At 68.9% G+C, this 12,345-nt stretch carries 8 protein-coding genes; 4 read left to right on the top strand and 4 right to left on the bottom strand.

Annotated features, from left to right (window positions below):
* From A9W96_RS21255 to clpS, 3 genes are all read right to left on the bottom strand, one after another.
* A partial coding sequence (locus A9W96_RS21255) for a P1 family peptidase (RefSeq protein WP_067142791.1) occupies positions 1-798 on the bottom strand: 798 nt, incomplete at its 3' end.
* Positions 799-814: 16 nt separating this feature from the next.
* Positions 815-1,393, bottom strand: a complete 579-nt coding sequence (locus A9W96_RS21250) for a DUF2017 domain-containing protein (protein WP_067142787.1) — start codon at positions 1,391-1,393, stop codon at positions 815-817.
* 24 nt (positions 1,394-1,417) lie between these two features.
* Positions 1,418-1,723, bottom strand: a complete 306-nt coding sequence (gene clpS / locus A9W96_RS21245; protein ID WP_066867352.1) for an ATP-dependent Clp protease adapter ClpS — start codon at positions 1,721-1,723, stop codon at positions 1,418-1,420.
* A gap of 66 nt (positions 1,724-1,789) precedes the next feature.
* On the opposite strand from clpS, the gene A9W96_RS21240 reads away from it, so the two are divergent.
* Both A9W96_RS21240 and A9W96_RS21235 read left to right on the top strand, forming a co-directional pair.
* Positions 1,790-3,109 carry a nicotinate phosphoribosyltransferase gene (locus A9W96_RS21240; protein ID WP_067142785.1) on the top strand — a complete coding sequence of 440 codons (1,320 nt, stop codon included), beginning with the start codon at positions 1,790-1,792 and terminating at the stop codon, positions 3,107-3,109.
* 11 nt (positions 3,110-3,120) lie between these two features.
* Positions 3,121-5,121: an ATP-dependent DNA helicase gene (locus A9W96_RS21235; RefSeq protein WP_156765347.1), complete on the top strand. Its 2,001-nt coding sequence runs from the start codon at positions 3,121-3,123 to the stop codon at positions 5,119-5,121.
* An 11-nt stretch (positions 5,122-5,132) separates the two neighbouring features.
* Here A9W96_RS21235 and glgP read toward each other — a convergent pair whose 3' ends face one another.
* The gene (gene glgP / locus A9W96_RS21230) at positions 5,133-7,793 is read right to left on the bottom strand and encodes an alpha-glucan family phosphorylase (protein ID WP_066864640.1); all 2,661 of its coding nucleotides are present in this window, start codon (positions 7,791-7,793) and stop codon (positions 5,133-5,135) included.
* Positions 7,794-8,020: 227 nt separating this feature from the next.
* On the opposite strand from glgP, the gene A9W96_RS21225 reads away from it, so the two are divergent.
* Together A9W96_RS21225 and glgB are read left to right on the top strand one after the other, a co-directional pair.
* A complete protein-coding gene (locus A9W96_RS21225; RefSeq protein WP_231997762.1) occupies positions 8,021-10,135 on the top strand; it encodes an alpha-1,4-glucan--maltose-1-phosphate maltosyltransferase in 2,115 nt (704 codons plus the stop codon).
* Between the two features lies 1 nt (position 10,136).
* Positions 10,137-12,332 (top strand): 1,4-alpha-glucan branching protein GlgB, encoded by a 2,196-nt coding sequence (gene glgB, locus A9W96_RS21220; RefSeq protein WP_067142782.1) that lies wholly within the window; start codon positions 10,137-10,139, stop codon positions 12,330-12,332.
* Positions 12,333-12,345: the final 13 nt, after the last annotated feature.

Raw genomic sequence — 12,345 nt, 5'->3', positions numbered from 1 at the left:
CCGGATGCTGCGGGCCAGGCCGTCGTGCGCGGCGATCGCCACCCGCCGGCACGCCGCCGCGCTCAGGGCGGCGTCGGTGGCCACCACCGCGATGACGGTGTTGAGCGGGTTGTCCACCGGATCCGACGGGGACGCCAACTGGGCGAGCGCGCCGACCTCCTCGGCCGGCGGCGGCCGCAGCCCGAATTCCTGAATGAGGTCCGTCATCCACGGCAGGCCGGTGCTCCGGTCGACGACCTCGCCGGCGGAGTTCACCACGGCGACCGCCCCGACGGTCACACCGGACGGCAACGCCCTCGACGCGGTCCCGACGCCGCCCTTGAGCGCCCCGGCGCGCGCGCCCACCCCGGCGCCGACGGTCCCGACGGTTAACTCTGCGTCGGTGGCGGCAGCACAGGCCGCGTAACCGAACTCCGCCGTCGGGCGGCACCGCCAACCCCCGACCGGCAGATCGAAGATCACCGCTGCCGGCACGATCGGGACCACACCGCCGTCCATCGCCACGCCGCGCTCGTGTTCTTCCAGGAAGCGCATGACGCCGTCGGCGGCGGCCAGGCCGAAGGCGCTGCCCCCGGCGAGCAACACCGCGTCGACGAACCGCACGGTGTTGGCCGGATCCAGCAGGTCGGTCTCGCGGGTGCCGGGCGCACCGCCGCGGCAGTCGACGGCGCCGACGGTTCCCGGCGGGGTGAGTATGACGGTGACGCCGCAGGCCCAGCCGGCGCCCAGCGACGCGTCGGGGTCCAGTCGTTGGTAGTGGCCGACGCGGATGCCCCCGACGTCGGTGATGGCGTTCACCGGCCGCCCGACGCGGTCATCGGGACCCCATGAGCACCAGGACCAGGTACTCCTGCAGCACGGTCAGCCACTGGTAGACGTCGAAGTGCACGGCCAGCGGATGGTCGGCGGGCAGGCGCTCCGGGCCGTCGGGTCCCACCTCGAGCATGACTCCCAGCGTCAGCCGGATGTCGTTGACCGCTGCGATCCAGCAGTTCGCGTCGTCCTCGGTGAGCTCGAAGCGGCCGCCGTCGTCGGGAACCGTGCTCAGCAACCGCTGTGCGGCAACGCGTTTGGCGTCGACGATGCCGGGCTCGTGCAGGCTGCGCAGGGCGGCGTTCAGGCTGTCCGCGGCCTCGGACGGCTCGGTGTCATCGTCGGGCCGATAGAAATCGGGCAGCAGCCGACGCAACGTGGGATCTTTCGGCGGTTCGGCGTTGCCCGTCTTGATCCCGGTGATCTCCTCGAGTTCGTCTGCCGGCGAAGCGGATTCGCGCTCGTCGAGCAGGCCGATCATCGCCGTGGCCAGATTCTTGAGCAGGGCGGCCTCGTACGAGGCCAGCGACGACCGAAAACGGGGACCGTCAGCGGTCTCGACCCGCTTCCATTTGCGCACCGGGAATCGCCAGCGCCTCGACCGTCAGCGGTCCTGCTGCATCGTCGCCCACAGACCGGCGGCGTGCAGCTTGGACACATCGACTTCCATGGACTCCCGGCTGCCGGCGGACACCACGGCCTTGCCCTCGTTGTGCACCTGCAGCATCAGCTTGGTGGCGTGCGGCTCGCTGTAGCCGAACAGCTTCTGGAACACATAGGTCACGTAGGTCATCAAATTGACCGGGTCGTCCCAGACGATCGTGACCCACGGGCTCGCCGTGGCCTCTACCGGAGCGGACTCTCGTTGTCCTGTAGTGCCCGGCTTAGTGGGCGCTGACATAACAACCATGGCCTACACGATACCGAGGGTTGGACGACGTTTCCGAGACCCGAGGGCAGCCGATACCGTTATGGGATGAACGACCCGGTCGTTACTGGGCTGCTGACCGACAAGTACGAGTTGACGATGCTGGCGGCGGCGCTGCGCGACGGCAGCGCCGATCGACGGACCACATTCGAGCTTTTCGCACGCCGGCTTCCCCAAGGACGTCGTTACGGCGTGGTCGCCGGCACCGGCCGGCTGCTCGAGGCGCTGCCCCAGTTCACCTTCGACGACCAGGCGTGCCAGTCGCTGGGGCAGTTCCTCGACCCAGATACGTTGCGCTACTTGCGCGAATTTCGGTTCGGCGGCGACATCGACGGCTACGCCGAGGGCGAGCTGTACTTCCCCGGATCCCCGGTGCTGTCGGTGAGCGGGACGTTCGCCGAATGCGTGGTGCTCGAGACGCTGGCGCTGTCGATTTTCAATCACGACACCGCCGTCGCCTCGGCCGCGGCGCGGATGGTGAGCGCGGCCAGGGGACGTCCGCTCATCGAGATGGGGTCGCGGCGAACCCACGAGCAGGCGGCGGTCGCCGCGGCCCGCGCGGCCTACATCGCCGGCTTCGACGGCTCCTCGAACCTGGAGGCGCAGCGCTGCTACGGAATACCCGCCGAGGGCACCTCCGCGCACGCGTTCACCATGCTGCATGCGCGCGCCGACGCACCCACGGAATCGACCGAACTGGCGGCGTTTCGGGCACAGGTCGACGCGCTCGGCGTGGACACCACCCTGCTGGTGGACACCTATGACGTGACGACCGGGGTGGCCAATGCCGTCGCCGCCGCCGGTACGGGGCTCGGCGCGGTGCGCATCGACTCCGGCGAGCTGGGCGTGCTGGCCCGTCAGGTCCGCCGGCAGCTCGACGAGCTGGGCGCCACCCGGACCCGCATCGTGGTCTCCGGTGACCTCGACGAGTTCTCCATTGCGGCCCTGGCCGCCGAACCGGTGGACAGTTACGGCGTGGGCACGTCGCTGGTGACCGGCTCGGGCGCCCCGACCGCGAACATGGTCTACAAACTCGTCGAGGTGGACGGCATGCCGGTGCAAAAGCGCAGCAGCCACAAGGAATCTCACGGCGGACACAAGGAGGCGCTGCGGCTGTCCCGCGACTCCGGCACCATCATCGAGGAGGTGGTGTATCCGGCCGGACAGCAGCCCGCCGTCTCCGAACCGGCCCGGGTGCTGACCGTCCCGCTGGTGCGCGGTGGCGAGCTGGTGTCCAAACCGAACCTCGCGGCGGCGCGCGAGCTGGTAACTTCCGGGCTGCGCAGTCTGCCGTGGGAGGGATTGAATTTGTCGCACGGCGATCCCGCGGTCACCACGACGCAGATTCCCGACCAGCGAAGAGGGTAGCCACGTCCGACGTGTCCGTGTCCGAGCTGCTGGCCACCGCCGTGGCCGCGCTCGGCGGCAGTGAACGCAGCGGCCAACAGGAGATGGCCGCCGCGGTGGCGCGGGCCTTCGCCACCGAGGAGCACCTGGTGGTGCAGGCCGGCACCGGTACCGGCAAGTCGCTCGCATATCTGGTGCCCGCGCTCGTGCACGCCCTCGAGGACGACTCCCCCGTCGTCGTGTCCACGGCCACGATCGCTCTGCAGCGCCAGCTCGTCGACCGCGATCTACCCCGGCTGGTCGACGCGCTGGCCGATGCGCTGCCGCGCCGCCCACAGTTCGCGTTGCTCAAGGGGCGGCGAAACTATCTGTGCCTGAACAAGATTCACAACGGCGCGGCCGCCGACGGCGAGGATGCCGACGACCGGCCGCAGGAGGAACTGTTCAACCCGATGGCCGTCAGCGCCCTGGGCCGCGACGTGCAACGGCTCACCGAGTGGGCGTCGAGCACCGAATCCGGTGACCGCGACGACCTCAAGCCCGGCGTGCCGGACCGATCCTGGTCGCAGGTCAGCGTGTCCGCGCGGGAATGCCTCGGCGTGGCGCGCTGCCCTTTCGGTACCGAGTGCTTCTCCGAACGCGCGCGCGGTCGTGCTGGTCAGGCCGATATCGTCGTCACCAACCACGCGCTGCTGGCCATCGACGCGGTGGCCGAATCGGCGGTCCTGCCCGAGCACGCGCTGCTGGTCGTCGACGAGGCGCACGAATTGGTCGACCGGGTGACGTCGGTGGCCACCGCGGAGCTGACGTCGGCCGCCCTCGGGGTGACCGCCCGGCGGATCGCCCGCCTGGTGGAGCCGGAACTGATCCAGCGCCTGGAGGCGGCGACGGCCAACTTCGCCTCGGTCATCCACGACGGCACGCCGGGCCGCATCGATCGCCTCGACGAGGAGTTGGCGACCTATCTGACGGCACTGCGCGACGTGACGACGGCGGCGCGCTCGGCGATCGAGCGCACGAACGACCCGAAGGCGGCGTCGGCGCGCGCCGAAGCCGTTGCGGCGCTGAGCGAGATATCGGACACCGCGTCGCGCGTGCTCACATCCTTCGGCCCGGCCATCCCCGACCGCACCGACGTGGTGTGGCTGGAGCACGAGGAGATCAGGGGCGCGGCGCGCCCGGTGCTGCGGGTGGCCCCGCTGTCGGTCGCGGGGCTGCTGCGGTCCCGGGTGTTCTCGCGTTCGACGGTCGTGCTCACGTCGGCCACGCTGACCATCGGCGGCTCGTTCGACGCCATGGCCACGGCGTGGGGGCTGACCGGTGCGGACGGCGACGCGAGGTGGCGCGGCCTGGATGTGGGTTCGCCGTTCCAGCACGCCAAAGCCGGAATCCTGTATGTGGCCGCGCACCTGCCGCCACCGGGACGCGACGGCACCGGATCGGCCGAGCAGCTGAGCGAAATCGCCGAACTCATCACCGCCGCCGACGGGCGCACCCTGGGGCTGTTCTCGTCGATGCGGGCGGCCCGTGCCGCCGCCGAGGCCATGCGCGGCCGGCTGTCGACGCCGGTGCTGTGTCAGGGCGACGACAGCACCTCGGCGCTCGTCGAGCAGTTCAGCGCCGACCCCCAGACCTCGCTGTTCGGCACCCTGTCGCTGTGGCAGGGCGTCGACGTGCCCGGGCCGTCGCTGTCGCTGGTGCTGATCGACCGCATCCCGTTTCCCCGGCCCGACGACCCCCTGCTGGGCGCGCGGCAGCGCGCGGTCGCGGCGCGCGGCGGCAACGGCTTCATGGCCGTCGCGGCCAGTCATGCGGCGCTGCTGCTGGCGCAGGGGTCGGGGCGGCTGCTGCGCCGCGTCACCGACCGGGGCGTGGTCGCGGTGCTCGACTCGCGCATGGTCACCGCCGGCTACGGCGGCTACCTGCGGGCGTCGCTTCCGCCGTTCTGGCAGACCACCAACGGCGAGCAGGTGCGCCAGGCGCTGCAGCGGCTGCGCACCGCGCCCGAGGCCGAGCAGGGCCTGTCGGCCTGACCCGCTTCCGGCTAGCGGGCCAGGGTGACCAGTCCGAGCTCGTTGCTGGCCGCCAGCATCGGATGGCGGGGCAGCACCCGCACGGTGTAGCCGACCGATCCCGCCAGCGGCAGCGGCGTTGTCGTCGAGAACACCTGGTTGCCGCCCTCGGCGGTGCCGGCGTAGGACATCTCGACGGTGACGGGCTCCAGCAGTGCGTCGCTGGCGTCGACGCGGCCGACCACCGCCTGGACGGTGACCTCGTCGGGCGCCAGCCCGGCCAGCTGGACGGTCGCGGTCAGGGTCAGCTTGGAGCCGAGCACCGGGCTGTCCGGCAGTCCGGTGCTGTCGACGTCGGTGATGACGATCTTGGGCCAGGCCTCCTCGGCGCGCGTGCGGTAGGCGGCCAGCTCACGGGCCGCGCCGAACTCGCCGCCGCTCGCCGCATCCTCGGCGCCCTCGACTGGCGCGATCGTCTTGCGCAACGACTGCGCCGCGGGCGTGTAGTACTGCTCGACGTAGTCGCGCACCATGCGCGACGCCAACACCTTGGGACCGAGCGTTTGCACCGTGTGACGCACCATTTCGATCCAGCGGGGCGGCACACCGTGTTCGTCGCGTTCGTAGAACTTCGGTGCGACGGTTTCTTCCAGCAGCGTGTAGAGCCCGCTGGACTCCAGGTCGTCGCGCCGCGCCTCGTCGGTCACGCCGTCGGCGGACGGTATCTCCCAACCGTTTTCGCCGTCGTACCACTCGTCCCACCAGCCGTCGCGGATGGACAGGTTCAGCCCGCCGTTGAGCGCGCTCTTCATTCCCGAAGTGCCGCAAGCCTCCAGCGGCCGCAGCGGATTGTTCAGCCATACGTCGCAGCCCCAATACAACAGCCGCGCCATCGACATGTCGTAGTCGGGCAGGAAGGCGATGCGGTGGCGCACCTCGGGCCGGTCGGCGAAGCGCACCACCTGCTGGATCAACGCCTTTCCGCCGTCGTCGGCGGGGTGGGATTTACCGGCCACGATCAGCTGGATCGGTCGTTCGGAGTCGAGCAGCAGCTGTTCCAGCCGAGCCGGATCGCGCAGCATCAGCGTCAGCCGCTTGTAGGTCGGCACCCGTCGCGCGAAGCCGATGGTCAACACCTCCGGATCGAATGCGGTTGCGATCCAACCCAATTCGGCGTCCGAGGCACCCCGTTCCAGCCAGGAGCGACGCAGCCGCTGCCGGACGTCGTCGACCAGCAGGGACCTCAGCTGCGAGCGGATCCACCACAGGTGCCCCGCGTCGACTTGCTTGAGCCGCAGCCAAACCCCCGGATCGCTGAACGAATCCGACCCGGCCAGCTCGCGACCCAGCTGCAGCCACTGCGGCGCCGCCCAGGTGCGTGCATGAACTCCGTTGGTGATCGAGCCGATCGGCACCTCGCTGGCGTCAAAGCCGGGCCACAGCTCGTTGAACATGGACCGGCTCACCCGGCCGTGCAACGACGAGACGCCGTTGGCGCGCTGGGCCAGCCGCAAACCCATGTGGGCCATGTTGAATTTGGTGGGGTCGTCCTCGGCGCCGAGCGCCAGGATGCGAGCGGTCGGCACCCCCGGCAGCAACGCGGGCGCACCGGTCGCATCCGATCTCGCGGCCTTGTCACCGGATTTCGCGCCGTCGCCCGCGTGGTCGTCGAAGTACAGCCGCACCATCTCGATGGGAAACCTGTCGATGCCGGCGGGCACCGGGGTGTGGGTGGTGAACACCGTGCTGGAGCGCACCACCGTCAGCGCGGTGTCGAAGTCCAATCCCGAGCCGGTCATCAGTTCACGAATGCGTTCGGCTCCCAGGAAACCCGCGTGGCCCTCGTTCATGTGGAACACCTCCGGCGCGGGCAGGCCGTGAATGCCGGTGAAGGCGCGGATCGCCCGTACCCCACCGATGCCGGCGAGGATCTCCTGGCGCATCCGGTGTTCCTGGTCGCCCCCGTACAGGCGGTCGGTGACGCCGCGCAGGTCGTGCTCGTTCTCGGGGACATCGGAATCGAGTAGCAGCAGCGGAACCCGGCCCACCTGGGCGACCCAGATCCGCGCGTGCAGCTGCGCGGAGTCCGGCAGCATCAGCTCGACCAGCGCCGGCTCGCCGGTCGCGTCGGTCAGCAGCCGCAACGGCAGGCCCTGCGGATCCAACGACGGGTAGGTCTCGTTCTGCCAGCCGTCGGCGGTCAAGGACTGCCGGAAATACCCGGACCGGTAGTAGAGGCCCACCGCCACCAGCGGCACGCCCAGATCGGATGCGGACTTCAGGTGGTCGCCGGCCAGGATTCCCAAGCCACCGGAGTAGTTGGGCAGCACCTCGGCGATGCCGAATTCCATCGAGAAGTACGCGATGGCGGCCGGCATCTCGGCGCCCTGCTCCTGCCGCTGCTGGTACCACAGCGGGCGGCTCAGATAGTCGTTGAGATCGGCGGTCAGCTCGTCGAGCCGGCGCAGGAAGGCTTCATCGAGCGCCAACTCATCGAGCCGCGCCGGTTTGACCGCGCCCAGCAACGCCACCGGATCGCTGCCGCACCGCTCCCACAGGTCAGAGTCGATGGTCGCGAAAAGCTCCTGAGTGGGCTTGTCCCACGACCATCGCAGGTTGGTCGACAGTTGGTCCAGCGCGGTCAGACGCTCCGGAAGGTGAGCACGGACGGTAAACCGGCGGAGGGCTTTCACGCGTCCCTACCTTACTGAGGTTCCCGGCCCGTGCACGGCGACCGGACGCACCGCATTTCCCCGGCGGTGTGTGACCGGAGACTAGGGTGGGTATCGGGTAGTAATCGGGGTCGCAACGATGCTTCCCTGCCCAGAAATTTTCCCCACGACAGGAAGTTTCCCGACGAGCGGCATTCCGCACGGAGCACATCGCGGGCATGGCCGCAAACAATCGGAACGGAGTGCTGGTGCCCGGTCGTGTCGAGATCGATAACGTCCAACCGGTCGTTTCCTGTGGCGCGTATCCCGCGAAAGCCGTGGTCGGCGAAGTCGTCCCGGTCAGCGCCGCGGTATGGCGAGAAGGCCACGAGGCAGTCGCGGCGACCTTGGTCGTGCGCTACCTCGGCCCCGGCTACCCGCAGGTGAGCGAGACCCGCCGGATCAAGGCCGCTGCGGCCCCGACCAAGCCGGCGACCCAGCGCGACGGCAAGGTCGACCAGCAACGGATCAAACCGCTACTGCTGCCGATGACGATGGGTCCGGAACCCTACGTGTTCCACGGTCAGTTCACCCCCGATCAGGTCGGGCTGTGGACCTTCCGGGTCGACGGGTGGGGCGACCCGATCCACTCGTGGCGGCACGGGCTGGTCGCCAAGCTGGACGCCGGTCAGGGTGAGACCGAGTTGTCCAACGACCTTCTGGTCGGCGCGGGGCTCTTCGAACGCGCGGCGACGGGCGTGCCGCGGGCACTGCGCGAGCCGCTGCTGGCCGCCGCCGCCGCGCTGCGCGAGCCGGGCGACCCGGTCACCCGCACCGCGCTGGCGCTGGGCCCCGAGATCGAGGAAATCCTGGCCGACTACCCGCTGCGCGATCTGGTCACCCGCGGCGAGCAGTACGGCGTCTGGGTGGACCGGCCGCTGGCCCGGTTCGGCTCCTGGTATGAGATGTTTCCCCGCTCGACCGGTGGGTGGGACGCCGACGGCAACCCCGTGCACGGCACGTTCGCCACGGCGGCCGCCCAGCTTCCCCGCATCGCGGCGATGGGCTTCGACGTCGTCTACCTGCCGCCGATCCACCCGATCGGCAAGGTACATCGCAAGGGGCGCAACAACTCCCCGACCGCGGCGCCCGGAGACGTGGGCTCCCCCTGGGCGATCGGCAGCGACGAGGGCGGACATGACGCCGTGCACCCGGATTTGGGGACCATAGAGGACTTCGACGCCTTCGTCGCCGCCACCCGCGAGTTAGGCATGGAGGTCGCGCTGGACCTGGCGCTGCAGTGCGCACCGGATCATCCGTGGGCGCGCGATCACCGCAACTGGTTCACCGAATTGCCGGACGGCACAATCGCTTACGCGGAGAACCCGCCGAAGAAATACCAGGACATCTATCCGATCAACTTCGACAACGACCCCGCCGGCCTCTACGACGAGGTGTTGCGCGTGGTCCGGCACTGGATGGACCACGGCGTCAAGTTCTTCCGCGTCGACAACCCGCACACCAAGCCGCCAGACTTCTGGGCCTGGCTGATCGCCACGGTCAAGGGCATCGACCCCGACGTGCTGTTCCTGTCGGAGGCCTTCACGCCCCCGGCCCGCCAGTACGGCCTGGCCAAGCTCGGGTTTACCCAGTCCTACAGCTATTTCACCTGGCGCACGGCAAAGCAGGAGCTCACTGAGTTTGGCGAGGCCATCGCCGCCGCGGCAGACTTCCGGCGCCCCAACCTGTTTGTCAACACCCCGGACATCCTGCACGCCATCCTGCAGCACAACGGACCCGGCATGTTCGCGATCCGAGCGGTGCTGGCGGCGACCATGGGTCCGGCGTGGGGGGTGTACTCCGGCTACGAACTGTTCGAACATCGCGCGGTGCGGGAGGGCAGCGAGGAGTACCTGGACTCCGAGAAGTATGAGTTGCGGCCCCGCGATTTCGCCGCCGCGCTGGCCGAGGGGCGATCGCTGGAGCCATTCATCACGCAGCTCAACGCGATTCGCCGACTGCACCCCGCGCTGGAGCAACTGCGCACGATTCATTTCCATGACATCGACAACGATGCGCTGCTCGCCTATTCCAAGTTCGATCCGGTGACCGGCGACTGCGTCCTGGTGGTGGTGACGCTCAACGCGTTCGGCGCCGAGGAGGCGACGCTGTTTTTAGATATGGAGGCTCTGGGTATGGAGCCCTACGAGCGTTTTTGGGTGCGCGACGAGATCACCGGCCAGGAATTCCAGTGGGGCCAAGCCAATTACGTTCGCATCGATCCCGGGCAGGCGGTTGCGCACATCATCAATATGCCGCTCATACCGCACGACGCGCGGGGGATCCTGCTGCGCAGGCCACCAAACGGACCGGAGGGATTGTGACATGAGCAAAACCGACCAACTCGCCGGGGCGCTCCTGGCACCCGACCCTGCCGACCTCTCGCGCCTGATCGGGGGCACGCATTACAACCCGCACAGCATTCTCGGGGCGCACGAGTACGCCGACCACACCGTCATTCGGGCGTACCGGCCGCACGCGACCGAAGTCGTCGCACTCGTCGGCGACGATCGGTTCCCGATGCAGCACATCGAATCCGGGCTTTTCGCGGTCGCGCTGCCGTTCGTCAACCTGATCGACTATCGGTTGCAGATCACCTATGAGGGGGCGGAGCCGTACGTCGTCGCCGACGCCTACCGCTTCTTGCCGACCCTGGGCGAGGTCGACCTCCACCTGTTCGGGGAGGGACGCCACGAGCGGCTCTGGGAAGTACTGGGCGCGCATCCGCGCTCGTTCACCACGGCCGACGGCGTGGTCAACGGGGTGTCGTTCGCGGTATGGGCGCCGAATGCCAAGGGCGTCAATCTGATCGGTGAGTTCAACGGCTGGACCGGTAGCGAAGCCCCGATGCGGGTGTTGGGCTCATCGGGGGTCTGGGAACTGTTCTGGCCCGGCTTTCCCGTCGAGGGGCTGTACAAGTTCCGGGTGCACGGGGCCGACGACGTCGTGACCGAGCGCGCCGACCCGATGGCGTTCGCCACCGAGGTGCCGCCGCACACCGCATCCCGGGTGACGCGCAGCAGCTACACGTGGGAAGACGCCGACTGGATGGCCGAGCGCGCGCGGCGCAACCCGGTGTTCGAACCGATGAGCACCTACGAGGTGCACCTGGGTTCCTGGCGCCCCGGACTGAACTACCGCCAGTTGGCCCGCGAGCTGACGGATTACGTTGTGGAACACGGGTTCACCCACGTCGAGCTGCTACCGGTCGCCGAGCATCCCTTCGCCGGATCGTGGGGCTACCAGGTGACGTCGTACTACGCGCCGACATCGCGGTTCGGCACCCCCGACGAATTCCGGGCCCTGGTCGACGCCTTACACCAGGCCGGCATCGGCGTACTGGTGGACTGGGTGCCGGCGCACTTTCCCAAGGACGCCTGGGCGCTGGGCCGCTTCGACGGCACGCCGCTCTACGAGCACTCCGACCCCAAGCGGGGCGAGCAACTCGACTGGGGCACCTACGTATTCGACTTCGGCCGTCGCGAGGTGCGTAACTTCCTGGTGGCCAACGCGCTGTTCTGGCTCGAGGAGTTCCACATCGACGGCCTGCGGGTGGACGCGGTCGCCTCGATGCTCTACCTGGACTACTCCCGCCCCGAAGGGGGCTGGACCCCGAACATCTACGGCGGCCGGGAGAACTTGGAGGCGGTGCAGTTCCTGCAGGAGATGAACGCCACGGTGCACAAGACCGCCCCGGGCATCGTCACCATCGCCGAGGAGTCCACCTCGTGGCCCGGCGTGACGCGGCCGACAAACCTTGGCGGCCTGGGCTTTTCGATGAAGTGGAACATGGGCTGGATGCACGACACGCTCGACTACATCAGCCGCGATCCCATCTACCGCAGCTACCACCACCACGAGATGACGTTCTCGATGCTCTATGCGTTCAGCGAGAATTACGTGCTGCCGATCAGCCATGACGAGGTGGTACACGGCAAGGGCACGCTGTGGGGCCGCATGCCGGGCAACAACCACGTCAAGGCGGCCGGGCTGCGCAGCTTGCTCGCCTACCAGTGGGCGCACCCGGGCAAGCAATTGTTGTTCATGGGACAGGAATTCGGGCAGCGCGCCGAGTGGTCCGAGGAGCGCGGGCTGGATTGGTGGCAGCTCGACGAGCAGGGGTTCTCCAACGGGGTGCTGCGCCTGGTCCGCGACCTCAACGACATCTACCGCACTCACCCGGCGCTGTGGAGCCAGGACACCGTGCCAGACGGCTACTCCTGGATCGACGCCAACGACTCGGGCAACAACGTGCTGAGCTTCCTGCGGTACGGCAAGGACGGCTCGGTGATGGCTTGCGTGTTCAACTTCGCGGGCGCCGAGCACGGCGGATACCGATTGGGCCTGCCCTCGGCCGGCCGGTGGCGCGAGGTGCTCAACACCGACGCGACGGCCTACAACGGTACGGGGATCGGCAACATGGGCGGGGTGGACGCCACGGAAGACCCCTGGCACGGCCGGCCGGCCTCGGCACTGCTGGTGCTGCCGCCCACGTCGGCGCTGTGGCTGGCCCCCGAGTAAACCTCAGTACAGC

It is taken from the genome of Mycobacterium sp. 1245852.3 (assembly GCF_001669335.1).
GTDB classification, from domain to species: Bacteria; Actinomycetota; Actinomycetes; order Mycobacteriales; family Mycobacteriaceae; genus Mycobacterium; species Mycobacterium europaeum_A.
Note: the sequence above shows the minus strand (reverse complement) of the source record. Positions and strands in the feature narration are given on the sequence as shown.

Bases quoted from the DNA above. Each gene is read 5' to 3' on its own strand.
- A9W96_RS21240 (WP_067142785.1), top strand. From the start codon at position 1,790: ATGAACGACCCGGTCGTTACTGGGCTGCTGACCGACAAGTACGAGTTG.
- clpS (WP_066867352.1), bottom strand. From the start codon at position 1,723: ATGGTTGTTATGTCAGCGCCCACTAAGCCGGGCACTACAGGACAACGA.
- glgB (WP_067142782.1), top strand. From the start codon at position 10,137: ATGAGCAAAACCGACCAACTCGCCGGGGCGCTCCTGGCACCCGACCCT.